Annotated in this window: 11 protein-coding genes and 1 tRNA gene; 2 read left to right on the top strand and 10 right to left on the bottom strand. The window is 68.3% G+C overall.

The annotated features are described in order from the left end of the window. Positions 1-35: 35 nt before the first annotated feature. The 4 genes from FHR37_RS30590 to FHR37_RS30575 form a co-directional block, all read right to left on the bottom strand. On the bottom strand, positions 36-2408 hold the full coding sequence (locus tag FHR37_RS30590) for a P-loop ATPase, Sll1717 family (protein ID WP_139239093.1): 2373 nt from the start codon (positions 2406-2408) through the stop codon (positions 36-38). Between the two features lie 41 nt (positions 2409-2449). Further along, complete coding sequence (locus tag FHR37_RS30585; protein ID WP_237768969.1) at positions 2450-3718, bottom strand: tyrosine-type recombinase/integrase; 1269 nt, start codon at positions 3716-3718, stop codon at positions 2450-2452. A gap of 97 nt (positions 3719-3815) precedes the next feature. Further along, a tRNA-Thr gene (locus FHR37_RS30580) sits at positions 3816-3891 on the bottom strand. A gap of 82 nt (positions 3892-3973) precedes the next feature. Next, positions 3974-5008 carry a LacI family DNA-binding transcriptional regulator gene (locus FHR37_RS30575; RefSeq protein ID WP_092886270.1) on the bottom strand — a complete coding sequence of 345 codons (1035 nt, stop codon included), beginning with the start codon at positions 5006-5008 and terminating at the stop codon, positions 3974-3976. A 390-nt stretch (positions 5009-5398) separates the two neighbouring features. Here FHR37_RS30575 and FHR37_RS30570 point away from each other — a divergent pair, with 390 nt between their 5' ends. Both FHR37_RS30570 and FHR37_RS30565 read left to right on the top strand, forming a co-directional pair. Continuing rightward, on the top strand, positions 5399-6487 hold the full coding sequence (locus FHR37_RS30570) for an ABC transporter ATP-binding protein (RefSeq protein WP_092886342.1): 1089 nt from the start codon (positions 5399-5401) through the stop codon (positions 6485-6487). Between the two features lie 143 nt (positions 6488-6630). Then, entirely contained in the window at positions 6631-7941 is a 1311-nt protein-coding gene (locus FHR37_RS30565; RefSeq protein WP_237768968.1) for a DUF4032 domain-containing protein, read from the top strand. Between the two features lie 101 nt (positions 7942-8042). On the opposite strand, the gene FHR37_RS30560 is transcribed toward FHR37_RS30565, so the two are convergent. The 6 genes from FHR37_RS30560 to cysS all read right to left on the bottom strand — a co-directional run bounded on the left by FHR37_RS30560 (position 8043) and on the right by cysS (position 14755). After that, positions 8043-8846, bottom strand: a complete 804-nt coding sequence (locus tag FHR37_RS30560) for a hypothetical protein (protein ID WP_092886268.1) — start codon at positions 8844-8846, stop codon at positions 8043-8045. An 87-nt stretch (positions 8847-8933) separates the two neighbouring features. Further along, the gene (locus FHR37_RS30555; RefSeq protein WP_092886266.1) at positions 8934-9665 is read right to left on the bottom strand and encodes a hypothetical protein; all 732 of its coding nucleotides are present in this window, start codon (positions 9663-9665) and stop codon (positions 8934-8936) included. Positions 9666-9959: 294 nt separating this feature from the next. Then, complete coding sequence (locus FHR37_RS30550; RefSeq protein WP_092886264.1) at positions 9960-11135, bottom strand: acyl-CoA dehydrogenase family protein; 1176 nt, start codon at positions 11133-11135, stop codon at positions 9960-9962. A 76-nt stretch (positions 11136-11211) separates the two neighbouring features. Then, on the bottom strand, positions 11212-12282 hold the full coding sequence (locus tag FHR37_RS30545; protein ID WP_202818264.1) for a sialidase family protein: 1071 nt from the start codon (positions 12280-12282) through the stop codon (positions 11212-11214). A gap of 7 nt (positions 12283-12289) precedes the next feature. Continuing rightward, positions 12290-13288, bottom strand: a complete 999-nt coding sequence (rlmB, locus tag FHR37_RS30540) for a 23S rRNA (guanosine(2251)-2'-O)-methyltransferase RlmB (RefSeq protein WP_092886262.1) — start codon at positions 13286-13288, stop codon at positions 12290-12292. A 33-nt stretch (positions 13289-13321) separates the two neighbouring features. Next, positions 13322-14755 carry a cysteine--tRNA ligase gene (cysS, locus tag FHR37_RS30535; RefSeq protein WP_092886260.1) on the bottom strand — a complete coding sequence of 478 codons (1434 nt, stop codon included), beginning with the start codon at positions 14753-14755 and terminating at the stop codon, positions 13322-13324. Between the last annotated feature and the right edge of the window lie 81 nt (positions 14756-14836).

Here is a 14836-nt window from a genome sequence, read left to right as displayed (position 1 = left end):
ACTTCTAGTCCTTTGCGGAATTACCGCCCTGAACTTTAGTCGTCCTTGATCTCGAGGTACGGACGGAATGCGGGGTGTACCGACACTCGAGGCTCACGACGTTTCGTCTTCTCAAGCTTCCTCGCCATCACCAGTGCCCGCTTCTTGGCCTGATCTTCCGCCGGATAATCGTAGCGGTCGACCTCCACTTCAAGGCCCAGGAAGTTCGCACGTAGAAGACGACTGAACATTTCGTCGACGTCCGACCCAGGCGCCGCACTTGAAATTAGTGACTTTGCCTCAGAAACGGGCATGACGGGGTCCGCGCTAGCAAACTCGAGCAGGACATTGTCGAGCTCCTCGGACGTGGAACCTTCTACCATCAACGCATCGAAGGCGAAACGCGAATAGTCGACCTCAGCCGCTAGTATCTCCTCCTCGGAAACGTATGACCGTCGCCTGTTGATAGCGGTCAAGACGCACGAGTTGCATAAGTAGACTAGATCACGAGGCCGTGGCAGGGATCTCCACAACAGGTGTGTGCGAGTGTCCCGTCCTTTGACCTTAGGTGTAAAGAAGACGGACCACAGTTCGTGCGGCTCAGCCTCATCATTGCGCATCGCCACATAACGATCCTCGACTATTCGCGCAAGCAATTCTGGATCGTCCCAGCGCACTTGCAGAGTAGAGATCTTATCAGGCTCGCGCGCGTGCTGACGGACGACATCGAAGATGTCCGCCCGCAGAAATACAGCAAGTGTCACATTTACCTGATCACGCCATGCATCGTCTCGACGAAGTTCACGTTCCAGTCGGCCGACTGCGCCGAGCAGGCCAAGAATTACGCGCGACTGCTGCTCTCTATCTGCGTTTCGCTCCCACGCTTTGTCTAGATTATCGATCAGCACAGCGACGCGCTTTCGCCCCTTGAGCGCGTGTCCCATCTCCCGCCGAAGGTCATTGAGCATGCTCGCATATAGTCGCTTGCCGAGCCATGCCTCGGCGTCGGCAACCCCGGATGGCAAACTTGCAAGCTCGGCCATGAGTTCGTTGACGATGTGCTCTAGGCGGATGGCGAAGTTCGCATCGGTTGCTATGCCAGTGTCGTCCAGATAGGCGCGCAGCGCTTCCATAGGACTGCCGGTGGCAATTCCCGCTGCACGACCTTCGGCTTCTCGCACGGCTGCTACCGCAATCTCCGTCAGGAGCATATAGCGCCAGAGGCCATCTAAGAGATAATCGGCAACATCACGTCGCGGTAAATGTGATAGCACCTCAATCAGGCTCTCGAGTTCATATCCACTCGGCTTAATAACGGTAACTAGGTTGCGTCGATCTTTCCTTAGCTGCGCGGACGCTTGAAGCATGTTCGCGGTTTTACCTGTACCTTTACGCCCTACGAAAATTGCAGTTTGACTCGCTAGGACAGCTCGATACTGGCCGGTCTCCACGAAGTATTCAGCAAGCTCATCTTGTTCATTTTCGGCAACGTATTCGCCGAAACGATGGACGGGCAACTCTGCCGTAAGGCTCATTCGACCGAGCGTCTTAGTTCTAGAGACGATTGGAAGTCCATCTAACCAATTGTCTACCTTTTCGCTCAGCCTTCGCGTGGACGAGTAACGCATTAGAAGATCCTGATAATCGAACGGCGGCTCGAACAGCTCGTCAGCGATGAGCAACGTGGGCACGTTTAGTGCGTGCGCCATTCCAGCCATTAGACTCGCTCTCGCATTATGCACCGTCGCCCTAACTCGTGAAGGAGAACGAAGGTGAACTAACGCGGCACTTGAGCGGTATATGCGCGCCGAGTACCAAGAAAGCGGGGCCAGTCCCTGCTCTTCTTCTGCCACATTGTAGATTGAAAGATCACGGCGAGCCGAGAGTAGTCGATCAACCGTCTTTTCCGCGTCAGAGCGAAGGCCTACCGGAAGATAGAATAGCGATCGTGATTCCCTAGGTCCAACCCCGCCTGCAACTAGTAGTTCCTCCCAGAGGCGGTCCTCACGAAGTTCGGGTCGCTGCTCCAAGTAGACCTTGGCTAGATTCTCACTATTTCCGTCGTGTGCCGTGAAGCCAATACCAGACAAGATGCCAAGTTCCTGCCAGTTGCGCATGCAGCTCTGGTCAGTGGTGTCTAGGCACAGGAGGAGCTGCTTGTTGCTGGCAAGAGCGTATCCGACCTCGAAGAGAACATTGCTGTTCATCGAACCGACGTCAGCTACGATCACGCTGGCAGACGAGATTGCTTCCAGCACCCTGTCGATAACCAAACGCCCATCCACTTCTAGGTCTTGCCACGTTCTTGTGGTCGGACCACCGCGTTGACCAATGAGCTTGGCAGCAGACGTCATCACCTCAGCTGCGAGAGCAGGCTTACCTGGATAGACGAAGAAGACGGACGCGGCATCCGATGACCCTCGAGGCATAGTCCTATTCTGCTACCCGGAGCTGCCACTTCGTGTGCGATCTAGCTGAAAAGCGGCGTCCTGACCAAATCGGACGGGACCGCCGACGCCACGCTGCTAGCTAGGACTTCCGCGGCCCGCTTGTCGGACTCGGCTACCCACGCCGTGTAAACGCGCAGGGTTGTGGTGCCGCCGCCGCCGTGTCCGAGGGGGCCGGCGACCGTGCGGACATCGACGCAGGCGGTGATGTGCTCCGTCGCGGAGTAGTGCCGTAGTGCGTGCAGGTGGCTGTCGATACCCAGGCTCGTGCACATGGTCTTGTAGCGGTGGCTTACGCCGTCCGGGTCGCATGGGCGGCGGTGGTCGGCCTGGTAGGAGAAGACGAAGGCGTCGTCCCGTGGTTCCTCGTCCAAGCCGCAGACCTGCTTCTCGTAGCGCTTCCGATGGGCTCGCAGCAGGTCGCAGGTGCCCTCGTCCAGCGCTATGCGGCGGATCTGGTGGGTCTTGGTGTCCTTCTCGATCCCGTCGACGATGTTGCGGCGGATCTCGAGCATTCCGGTGTCGAGGTGTACGTCGTGCCGCCGAAGAGCGAGAACCTCGCCCCGGCGGGCGCCGGTGACCATGTAGAGCCAGACCAGTGCTCCCCACGACTCGTCCTGCGCCATCGCGGCCTCGACCTGCTGCGCGGCTTGCTTCGGTGTCGGGGGCTTCGGCTGCTTCGGCTTCTTGGTCACCTCGGTCGGATTGCTCTGGAGCCTGCCCCACCGGACCGCGGTCGACAACGCACCACTAATGATGACGTGCGCCTCCCGGATCGTCGCTGCGGCGTAGGGCCGGCATTGGTGTGGCTGACACCGCCGGCGCGTCGTCCGGTCGTCCTCGTCGCAGTCGTGCGGCTCACTCGTCCGGTGTTCGACGTAGGGCCACCCGTCGCACCGGTTCCTGCACCGGCGCAGCTCTGCGTAGAACTGCTCCAGGACGCGCGGTGTGAGCTTGGCGATCGGCACTCGGCTCAGCGCCGGCTTGATGCGGATCTCAGCTGCTCGGCGGTAGCCGGCGAGAGTTGTGGGTTCGGCTTCGTGCACCTCCAGCCAGGAGTCGAGGACGTACGCGGGTGTCGCCTTGGTTGTTGCCTGGCGCTGTTGGTCGACCTGGGCGAGCAACCGGGTCTGTATCTTCTCGACCTGGCGCTCGTTCTTCGTCGAGTCGGTGAGGTAGCTGTCCTTGCCGGTCAGCGGGTAAACACCGGAGTAGACGAGCACCTGGAACGAGTTGCCCCGCCGGCGCAGGTAGCTGCGTTCTCGGCGCCTACCGCGCGTCTTCGCAACCATACGGTGAGCGCGTTCATCGACAGCCGCCATTGACAGACGCCACGCCGAGCAAAGATGAAGCCCAGGCCAGAAAAAGCTTCTGACCTGGGCTTTCATGTGGAGCCAGCGAGGGGACTTGAACCCCTAACCGCCCGATTACAAGTCGGGTGCGCTACCAATTGCGCCACGCTGGCCAGGCCCGCCAAGCCTAGCCGCGCGGGGCGTCCGCCCCACCCGCGGCCCGGCCGACGGCGACGCAAACACAAACCGCAGCCCTCAGCGAGGCCGCGCCGCCCCGGTCGACCCACGCACCACGAGTTCGGGACGGAAGAGGTACTCCGAGTGTGGCGCGCCGTGCCCGTGGATCTCGTCGATCAACGCACGTACGGCGGCCAGCCCCATCGCGTGGACGGGCTGGCGCACGGTGGTCAGCGGCGGGTCGGTGAACGCGATCAGCGGGGAGTCGTCGTACCCGACCACGGACACGTCCCGGGGCACCTCCAGCCCGCGCTGGCGCACCGCCCGGATCGCCCCGAGCGCCATCAGGTCCGAGCCGCACACGATCCCGGTGACACCCTCGGCCAGCAGCCGGGTGGCAGCGGCGTGCCCGCCCTCGACGGAGAACAGCGACTGTTCCACGATCCCGACCACCCCGGACGCCTTCAAGGACGGAGAGCCGACCGAAGCGCTGAACGCCGCCAGCTTCCGCTGCACCGGCACGTAGCGGTCCGGCCCGCACGCGAACCCGATCCGCCGGTGCCCGAGGCTGGCGAGGTGCTGTACGGCGAGTTCGGTCGCCACCGCGTCGTCGGAGGACACGAACGGCGCGTCGACCTGTTCGACGTACCCGTTGACGAACACGACGGGCAGCCCGCGCCCGGTCAGTTTCTGGTAGCGCCCGGGGTCGCTGGACAGGTCGGAGTGCAGGCCGGAGACGAAGATGATCCCGGACACGCCCCGGTCGAGCAGCATCTCGACATACTCGTCCTCGCCGACCCCGCCCGGGGTCTGGGTGCACAGCACCGGGGTGTAGCCGTGGTGGCCGCAGGTCGTCTCGATCACCTGGGCGAACGCCGGAAAGATCGGATTGTCCAGTTCTGGTACGACGAGACCGATGAGGCCGGCGCTGCGCTGCCGCAGCCGGGCCGGGCGCTCGTACCCCAGCACGTCCAGCGCGGTGAGCACGGCCCGCGTCGTCTCCGGGCTCACCCCGGGCCGGCCGTTGAGGACCCTGGACACGGTCGCCTCGCTCACGCCCGCCTGGGCGGCAAGATCGACCAGGCGCGCCCGCTTGCCAGGCCCTCCGTGCATGCGTCCCTCCGTCTGTCGGTCCGGCGAGGATCACCCGCCGGCGGTGTGGCCGGGGCGGGGATCACCCGCCGAACAGCACTCCGGACGGCCCCTCGGCCGTCCGGCCAGCATCAGCATGCACGGATCGGACCGTTCTTGCAGAAAACCTGTGAAAGAAAGGGCAGGTCCCGACGCGCCGCAGCCGTACTCTCACCAAACGTACTGACGATCATGCGCAGGGGCGCCCGCGACCGGCGGCCGGTTTCGGGCTGACCGCCCGCCACCTGGTGACATCCAGGTGAACGTCATGTCACCATGACCCTGCCCGTGGCGTACTGCAAAAAGCACGCCAGCAACCCTTTGCTCGGATCGTCCGGCACGTTCCTGCCGGTGAAGGGATGGAGCTTCTTCATGGCTACCGTCACGTACGACAGCGCATCCAGGATCTACCCCGGCTCCGACAAGCCCGCGGTGGACAAGCTGGACCTCGACATCGCCGACGGCGAGTTCATGGTCCTCGTCGGCCCCTCCGGATGCGGGAAGTCCACCTCCCTGCGCATGCTCGCGGGGCTTGAGGAGATCAACGACGGCGCGGTCCGCATCGGCGACCGGGACGTCACGCACCTCCCGCCGAAGGACCGCGACATCGCGATGGTGTTCCAGAACTACGCGCTCTACCCGCACATGTCGGTCGCGGAGAACATGGGCTTCGCGCTGAAGATGCAGGGCGTGTCCAAGGAGCAGCGGCTGCAGAAGGTCCGCGAGGCCGCGCAGCTGCTGGGCCTGGAGGAGTTCCTCGACCGCAAGCCGAAGGCGCTGTCCGGTGGTCAGCGTCAGCGCGTCGCGATGGGCCGCGCGATCGTCCGGGAGCCGAAGGTCTTCCTCATGGACGAGCCGCTGTCCAACCTGGACGCCAAGCTGCGTGTCTCGACCCGTACCCAGATCGCCGCGCTGCAGCGCCGCCTCGGCATCACCACGGTCTACGTCACCCACGACCAGACCGAGGCGATGACGATGGGCGACCGGGTGGCGGTCCTCAAGGACGGCCTTCTGCAGCAGAACGACACCCCGCTGAACCTCTACGACAAGCCGAACAACGTCTTCGTCGCGGGCTTCATCGGCTCCCCTGCGATGAACCTGCTGGACGGCAAGGTCACCGAGTCCGGCGTGGACGTCGGCAGCTACACCGTCCCGCTCCTGCCGGCCGTGCGCAGCAAGCTCGGCCAGGACGCCGCGGCGACCGTCGGCATCCGCCCGGAGGCCTTCCGCATCGTCTCCAACGAGGAGAACGGCCTGCCCGTCGAGGTGGCGGTGGTCGAGGAGCTCGGCGCGGACGCCTACCTCTACGGCCTGGTCGGCAACGGTGACGAGCAGAAGGAGATCATCGCTCGCATCGACGCCCGCCGCCCGCCGGAGAAGGGCGCCAAGGTGAAGCTCGCGGCCGACACCGAGCGGATCCACGTCTTCTCCGCCTCCACCGGCGACCGTCTCACCGACTGACGCAGCCGCCGCCCGTGCGGGCCAGGTGTCCGCACAGAAGAAACGACATCGGTCGACCATGGTCGGCCACGGGGTCCGCCGGTTTCGTCCGGCGGACCCCGTCGTTTTGTCTCCCGGGCGGCAATGCGGATTAACTGGTCCCCATGCCTCGGTTCGCCTCCATGGCCGCAGACCCCGGTCTGCTCGCCCTTCCGTGGAACACCCCGCTCGCGGAGTGGCCGCAGCACCACCTCGTCGCCCTCCCCCGCGGCATCTCCCGCCACGTGGTGCGGTTCATCCGCAACCGCGGTCAGGTGTACGCGCTGAAGGAGGCCGCCGAGCGGTACGTCGTACGGGAGAACCGTCTGCTCCGCGACCTCGAGCGCCTCGACGTCCCGTCCGTGGACTCCGTGGGCATCGTCCTGGACCGGGTGGACGCCGCGGGCGAGCCGCTCGACCCGATCCTGATCACCCGGCACCTGTCGTTCTCCCTGCCCTACCGTGCGGTCTTCTCCCGTACGCTCCGCCCGGACACGGTCGTACGCCTGGTCGACGCGCTCGCCGCGCTGCTCGTCCGGCTCCACCTGGCCGGCTTCTTCTGGGGCGACTGCTCGCTGTCCAACACGTTGTTCCGGCGGGACGCGGGCGCGTTCGCGGCATACCTCGTCGACGCCGAGACCGGCGACCTGCACGACGAGCTCTCCCCCGGCCAGCGGTCCTACGACCTGGACCTCGCCCACACCAACATCTTCGGTGAGCTGATGGACCTGCAGGCCGGCGGCTACCTGTCGGAGGACCTCGAACTCCTCGAGCTTGCCGACACCGTGGTCGAGCGCTACCAGCGGCTGTGGGCGGAGCTGACCGAACCGGAGGAGTTCGACACCGGCGAGATGTACCGCCTGGAGCAGCGCATCCAGCGGCTGAACGACCTCGGCTTCGACGTCGCCGAGCTCGACATCCACACCGACTTCGACGGCCGGCACATCCGGATCCAGCCGAAGGTCGTCGACGCCGGGCACCACTCCCGCCGGCTGCTGCGGCTCACCGGGCTGGACGTGGAGGAGAACCAGGCGCGCCGGCTGCTCAACGACCTGGACGCGTTCCGGGCCGCGACCGAGCAGCAGTACGAGGACGAGGAGATCGTCGCGCACCAGTGGCTCACCGAGGTGTTCGAACCCGTCGTGCAGGCGGTCCCGGCCGAGCTGCGCGGCAAGCTGGAGCCCGCCGAGGTGTTCCACGAGGTCCTCGAACACCGGTGGTACCGCTCGGAGAACGCCCACCGCGAGCTCCCGCTGCTGGAGTCCGCCCGCTCCTACGTCGACACCGTCCTGCGGATGCGCCCGGACGAACGCGAGGCGCTGCCGCGCGGCGAGGACACCCTGACCGACATGGAAGCGGTACCCGACGACACCCTCACCGACCTGGAACCGGTGCGCGACCTCGATCCCCGACCGGGGCACCGGCCCAGGCCCTGACCCCTGGTCCCTGGTCCCTGGTCCCTGGTCCCGACCGTCGTCAACCCGGGGTTGGCAGGTGGTGTCAACCCAGCCTTGCACGACGATCCGCAGGACGGGCCCTATCTGCTGCTGTCGTTCGCGATCCGGCCACCCGTCGGTGGAAGCTCCGTCCCTGCCCCGCCGGGCGCCGCCGGGCCGCCCTGCCGCCACCAACTGGTCTGCCGCAGCGCGCCCTGCCAGCTGAAGCTGATGTGGATGTGGTCGGTGTGCGGGTTCGGTGTACCCGAGTACGGCTGCCAACCCGAGCTTGCGCGGTAGGAACGCCAGATCTGGTGGTCCCAGATGATGTACATGACGCCGAGCCGGCGGGCCATCGCGTTCTGGTTGCCGTACTGGTCCGGTGCCAGCAGCCAGCGCAGGAAGTCCTCCGCCGCCGCCCGTTCGCGCGGGGACCGGGCGTTGAACGCGATGTCCAGCGCCCGCCCCTCCTTGTGCTCACTCTGCATCCGGCCCGCGCAGGTGCCCGAGATGCCCCACCAGCGCGGCCGGTACACCATCCGGACGAGGTTCAGCACGTCCACCACTCCCGGCTTGGGGGTGGGGTCGCACAGCCACTGGCCGACGTACGGCGCGTACGGGTCGATCCAGGGTCCGAACGCCGCGGACCGGACCGACTCACCCGAGGTGATCGCGCCCAGCGAGGTGGCCGAGCCGAGGGTGCTGATCGGCTCGCCGGAGGCGACCGACCGGCCGGACTCCATCGCGGGCCACGACGTGCCGGCCGGCCAGGAGACGGCCGCACGGGGTGTCGCCGACGCCCCCAGCCCTGCCCGTCCGGCCACCAGGAGCAACCCGAGGATCGCCGCGACGGCGAGTGACCGGCGCAGGATCCGGTGGTCCCGCTGGTCCCGGTCGCGGCTCATCACACCAAGGTGCACCACCCGCGGTGTTCCCGTCCTGGGAAACCGCGGGTAGTGCCCCTCCCGGGCGGACCGGGCTCGTTCGGCATCTCAGCGCGGGCTGTCGGTGATGTCGGTCGGCGCGCGTTCCCGGCTGACCCCGGCCGGCGGCGACGGCATCGGTGTGGCCGCGCCGGTCCTCTGGGTCCACCACGTCGTCTTCCGCAGCGCCCCGTCCCAGCTGAGGCTGATGTGCACGTGGTCGGTGTGCGGGTTGGACCCGCTGTACGGCAGCCAGCCCGCGCTGGGGTTGTAGGACCGCCACATCTTGTGGTTCCAGATCAGGTACATGACGCCGATCCGGCGGGCCATCGCGTTCCGGTTGCCGTACTGGTCGGGCTTGAGCAGCCAGTACAGGAAGTCGTTGGCCCGGGTGCGCTGGACCGGGTCGGCGGCGTTGAACGCGACGTCGATCGCCCGGCCCTCCTTGTGCTCGTTCACCGACGACGTACACGCGCGGTGAATTCCCCACCAGGCGTTGTGATACGTCGCCACGACGAGGTTCTTGATGTCCACCGCCCCCGGCTTGTCGGTGGGGCTGCAGGTGGTGCCGCCCTGGTACTTCTGGTACGCGTCGATGGTCTTCGTGAACGGCGGTGTCGGCGGCATCAGCCGCTGGACCTCGGAAACGCCACCGGCCGGTGCCCCCGCCCTGGGCACCTGCGGTGACCGCGAGATGGCCAGTGCCACGACAACGGCGATCACCGCCACCAGGACTCCGATGGCGACGAGCGCCTTGCGCGAGAAGTGCAGACGATGGTTGCTGGCCGAGCCGGTATCCATGCCTTCATCGTGCGAACGGCGTACCGTCGAACGCCTCCCCCGGACGGCCCGTAAGCCGCCGCGCCCTGCCTCGCCGACGCCGAGGGAGGTCCCGCACCGGACCTGTCCGGTAGGACGGAAACAACGCCGGATCGGTGTGGGCTACCGATGCCGGCAACTGACGGCGCGGACAGTGGTGCCGGTGATTGCCGACACTCCGGTTGCCGACGACGATTCCCAACGTAGGAAGGGATTCCGACGGTTACCAACCGCCGGCGGTCGTCACCACCCGCCGAGATCCCACGCGGAGCCTGGCTACGCCGACAACGAACGCCCGATGACGAGCCGCTGGATCTGGTTGGTGCCCTCGAAGATCTGCAGCACCTTCGCCTCCCGCATGTACCGCTCCACGGGGAAGTCGCGGGTGTAGCCGTAGCCGCCGAGCACCTGCACCGCGTCCGTGGTCACCTTCATCGCCGTGTCGGTGGCGGTGAGCTTGGCGACGGCCGCCTCGGTGGAGTACGCCATGCCTCGGTCGCGCCGCCGGGCCGCGTCCAGGTAGGTCGCGCGGGCACTCTGCACGCCGGCGGCCATGTCGGCGAGCAGGAACGACATTCCCTGGAACCCGATGACCGGCTGCCCGAACTGCGAGCGCTCCTTCGCGTACGCCACCGCGGTGTCAAGTGCCGCTTGCGCCAGCCCGACCGCGCACGCCGCGATGCCGAGCCGGCCGGAATCCAAAGCGGACAAGGCGATCCGCAGGCCCTCGCCCTCCGCGCCGATCAGCCGGTCGGCGTCGACACGTACGTCGTCCCAATGCACCTGGCGGGTCGTGGACGCCGTCATCCCCATCTTGTGCTCGGGCGCGGCGAAGGACAGCCCGGGCGCGGACGCGTCCACCAGGAAACAGCTGATCCCGCGGGTGCGGTCGGGGGAGGTCCGGGCGAACAACGTGTAGAAGTCCGCCTCGCCGCCGTGGGTGATCCAGGCCTTGGTGCCGTTCACGACGTACGGGTGTCGGTCGGCGGGATCCGCGTCGGAGCCCTCTCCGGCGGCACGCACCGCCCGGGTGGTCATCCCCGCCACGTCCGAACCCGCCTGCGGCTCCGACAGGCAGTACGCGCCGAGCAGGTCACCGGACAGCAGCGTCGGGAGCCACCGCTCGCGCTGCGCGCCGGTGCCGAAGGTCGCCAGTGGGTAGCAGGTCAGCGACTGCACCGAGGCGCCGACGCCGACACTCAGCCAGGCGTACGCGAGCTCCTCCAGCACCTGCAGGTAGACCTCGAACGGCTGGCCGCCCCCGCCGTACTCCTCCGGGTAGGACAGCGACAGCAGACCCGCCTGGCCGAGCAGCCGAAACGTGTCCCGCGGGAAGGTGCTCGTCTCCTCCGCCTCCGCGGCCCGGGGCGCGAGTTGCTCCGCGGCGATCTCCCGGGTCAGGTCGAGGAGGTCGTGTGCCTCCGGCGTGGGGAGCAGGCGTTCGACCGGCATGGCGGGTCCTCCTCGACGGTGGGGAAGGCGTCCGTACGGCAGGTCTCCTACTGGTACCGCCGCACGGCGTACTCTGTCACGCGTCTTGCGGAGTGAGACGGGCGGACCTGATCCCGCGGCGCCGCCAGGTCCAGGTCACGGTGATCCCCTCACCGTCGGTCACCGCGGCCGGGTAGGAGAACTCCCGCTCCTCGACGTTCTGCTCGCCCGGATCCCCCGCCGCCCCCGTCGGCCCGGCGTCGTCCAGGGCCGGCGCGTCGTCCAGGGTCGCCCAGTGGTGCCAGGTGTGGCCGTTGTCGGCGGAGATCGCCGCGGTGAGCGGCGTTCGCACTCCCCACGACCTGCCGACCGGGTTGTGCACGCAGACCAGCCGGCCGTCCGGGAGAGGCGCGAGGTCGATCCCGCTGTTGTTGTTCGGCAGCGACGTCGGCGTCACCGGGCTCCAGGTCCGGCCGCCGTCGGCGGAGTCGCTGCGGCACACCCAACCGCTGCTGCTGCGCACCAGCATGTGCACCCGGCCGGGCGCGGACTCCCAGACCGTGGGCTGGATGATCCCCTTGCCGGGGAACGCCGCGTGGTCGACCGGCACGAACTCGCCGCGCTGCCAGCTGCGCCCCCGGTCGTACGACAGGTCGGCGAACGCGTCCCAGGTGTCGCTGCGTTCGATCGACGCCGGCGCGAGCCAGCCCCCGTCGGCGAGCACGATCGGCTTGTTCTTCACCGGGCCGCGCCCGCCCTCGTCGCCCGGCACCAGCTCCCGGGGCGCGGACCAGGTACGCCCGCCGTCACCGGAGACGACCACCCGGGTGCGCCAGGCCGGGATCTGCCGCCCCACCTTGTAGAACAGCCACACCTCGCCGGCCCCACCCCAGGGCGGCGCGAACAGCACCGGGTTCCAGTGCGGCAGGCCGTCCTCGCCGGCCACGCGTTCGGGGCGTGACCACCCCTCGGGCGTACGCCGGGCCAGCCAGATCGCCACGTCGTCCGCACCCTCGCGGCTGCCACCGAACCACGCCACCAGCGGCCCGTCCGGCAGCAGCAGCACCGTGGACGCGTGGCAGGCCGCGAACCGCGGGTCGTCGCGGACCACGAACTCCCGCTCCACCCGCGCCTGCGCCTCCGGGCCGGTCGCCTCGGGTCCGGTCACTCCGCGGTCACTCCGCGGTCGCGGCCCGGGCGCGCTGCTGGGCCACCTCGTACAACGCGATACCCGCCGCGACCCCGGCGTTCAGCGACTCCGTGCCCGAGTGCATCGGGATCCGCGCCAGGTCGTCGCAGGTCTCGCGGACCAGCCGGGACAGGCCCTTGCCCTCCGAGCCCGCGACCAGGACCACCGGCCCGTCCAGGTCGGCCACCTCGGCGAGGTCGCCCTCGCCCTCCGCGGCCAGCCCGACGATGCGCAGCCCGGCCTTCTGGTACGCCTTCAGCGTCCGGTTGAGGTTGACCGCCCGGGCCACCGGCACCCGCACCGCCGCCCCGGCCGAAGTCTTCCACGCGGCCGCCGTCATCCCGGCCGACCGGCGTTCGGGCACCACCACACCGTGCGCGCCGAACGCCGCCGCCGAGCGGACCACCGCGCCCAGGTTGCGCGGGTCGGTGACGCCGTCCAGGGCCACCAGCAGCGCCGGGTGCCCGCTGTCGATGGCGTCCTGGAGCAGCTCGTCGGGGTCGGCGTAGTCGTACGGCGGCACCTGCACCGCCACGCCCTGGTGGACCGCGCCGCTGGTGATCCGGTCCAGCTCCAGCCGGGTGACCTCCAGCAGCGGGGTGCCGGTCTCGGCGGCCAGCCGCAGGATCTCGCGTACCCGGTCGTCGCGGTCGACCCGCTCGGCGATCTGGACGGTCTTCACCGGTACGCCGGAGCGCAGGGTCTCCACGACGGGGTTGCGGCCGACGATCCACTCCGGCTTGTCACCGGCCCGGCCGCCCGTACCCGCCCGGCCGGAGCCACCGCCGCGCCGGGTGTCCGACGTGGCACCGGCCCGCTTCTGCGCCTGCATCCGCTTGTGCGCCTTGTGGTAGGGCCGGTCCTCCGCCCGCGGCGTCGGGCCCTTGCCCTCCAGTCCGCGGCGGACCCGGCCGCCCGATCCCGCCGTCGGGTTGCCCGAGGACCGCTGCCGGATCGCACCACGGCGCTTGCTGTTGCCGGCCACGCCAGCCTCCACCCACTCGATGTCGTACGTCGATCAGCCTCGGTCGGCGACGTCCCACCGGGCGCCGTGCGGGGTGTCGGTGACCTCCACGCCCGCGTCCCTGAGCTGGTCACGCACCGCGTCGGCCGCCGCCCAGTCCCGCCGGGCCCGCGCTTCCTCACGCTGAACCAGCAATGCTCGCACCAGGGTGTCGGCCACCGCGCGGAGGGAGTCGTCCTGGCCGGCCGAACGCCGCCAGCGCGGGTCCATCGGGTCCAGGCCGAGCACGGACAGCATCGACCTGACCTCGAGCAGTCGCGCCCGGACGCTCGCCTTGTCGTCGGCGGCCAGGGCGGTGTTGCCGTCGCGTACGGCCGCGTGCACGACCGCAAGCGCCTGCGGGACGCCCAGGTCGTCGTCCATCGCCGCGACGAACGCGTCCGGCAGGGCGGACGCCCGCCCATCCCCGTCCAGGACGGATTCGCCGTCCCCGTCCCCGGCGAACTCCGTCGCCCGCTCGACGAAGCCCTCCAGCCGCTGGTAGCCGGCGGCCGCCTCGTGCAGCGCCTCCTCGGAGTACTCGATCATCGAGCGGTAGTGCGGCGAGGCGAGGTAGTAGCGCAACTCGACCGGGCGGACGTCGCGGCGGACGACCTCCCGGACCAGCAGGGAGTTGCCGAGCGACTTGCTCATCTTCTCCCCGGACAGCGTGACCCAGGCGTTGTGCAGCCAGTAGCGGGCGAACGGGTCACCGGCCGCGAGCGACTGGGCGCGTTCGTTCTCGTGGTGCGGGAACACCAGGTCGATGCCGCCGCCGTGGATGTCGAACTCGGGCCCGAGGTACTTCGTCGACATCGCCGAGCACTCGATGTGCCAGCCGGGCCGGCCCGGGCCCCACGGCGTGTCCCAGCTCGGCTCGCCCGGCTTGGCCCGCTTCCACAACGCGAAGTCACGAGGGTCGCGCTTGGCCCCGGCGTTCTCGGTGTCGCCCGCCGACTGGACCTCCTCGACCCGCTGGCCGGACAGGGCGCCGTAGTCGGCGAACGAACCGACGTCGAACAGCACGTCACCGCCGCTGGCGTAGGCGTGGCCGGCCTCGATCAGTCGGGCGATCAGCGCGACGATCTCGGGGACGTGCCCGGTCGCCCGCGGCTCCAGCGTCGCCGGGAGGCAGCCGAGCAGGTCGTACGCCGCGGTGAACGCCCGCTCGTTGCGGTAGGCCAGGTCCCACCAGGGCACCTGCTCCGCCTGGGACTTCGCGATCACCTTGTCCTCGACGTCGGTGACGTTGCGGACGTAGACGACCTCGTTGCCCTGCTGCAGCAGCCAGCGGCGGAGCAGGTCGAAGTTGACGGCGAACCGCACGTGCCCGATGTGCGGAGGGCTCTGCACGGTGGCGCCACAGACGTACATCGTGACCTTGCCGGGCTGCAGCGGCTCGAAGTCACGGATCGCACGCGCGCGCGTGTCGTACAGGCGCAAGTTCATTGACTCAGCGTACCGATGACCCAGGCCCCGGTCGCCTCCCGGCGATCGGGGCCGTCAAATCATCCGAATTCCCCGGCATTC

Origin of the sequence: Actinopolymorpha cephalotaxi (assembly GCF_013408535.1) — a bacterium.
Lineage (GTDB): Bacteria > Actinomycetota > Actinomycetes > Propionibacteriales > Actinopolymorphaceae > Actinopolymorpha > Actinopolymorpha cephalotaxi.
This window is presented reverse-complemented; position numbering and strand designations above follow the sequence as displayed.

Excerpts from the sequence above, each read along its gene's own strand:
- FHR37_RS30590 (WP_139239093.1), bottom strand. The coding sequence starts at position 2,408 with ATGCCTCGAGGGTCATCGGATGCCGCGTCCGTCTTCTTCGTCTATCCA.
- FHR37_RS30585 (WP_237768969.1), bottom strand. The coding sequence starts at position 3,718 with ATGGTTGCGAAGACGCGCGGTAGGCGCCGAGAACGCAGCTACCTGCGC.
- FHR37_RS30575 (WP_092886270.1), bottom strand. The coding sequence starts at position 5,008 with ATGCACGGAGGGCCTGGCAAGCGGGCGCGCCTGGTCGATCTTGCCGCC.
- FHR37_RS30570 (WP_092886342.1), top strand. The coding sequence starts at position 5,399 with ATGGCTACCGTCACGTACGACAGCGCATCCAGGATCTACCCCGGCTCC.
- FHR37_RS30565 (WP_237768968.1), top strand. The coding sequence starts at position 6,631 with ATGCCTCGGTTCGCCTCCATGGCCGCAGACCCCGGTCTGCTCGCCCTT.
- FHR37_RS30560 (WP_092886268.1), bottom strand. The coding sequence starts at position 8,846 with ATGAGCCGCGACCGGGACCAGCGGGACCACCGGATCCTGCGCCGGTCA.
- FHR37_RS30555 (WP_092886266.1), bottom strand. The coding sequence starts at position 9,665 with ATGGATACCGGCTCGGCCAGCAACCATCGTCTGCACTTCTCGCGCAAG.
- FHR37_RS30550 (WP_092886264.1), bottom strand. The coding sequence starts at position 11,135 with ATGCCGGTCGAACGCCTGCTCCCCACGCCGGAGGCACACGACCTCCTC.
- cysS (WP_092886260.1), bottom strand. The coding sequence starts at position 14,755 with ATGAACTTGCGCCTGTACGACACGCGCGCGCGTGCGATCCGTGACTTC.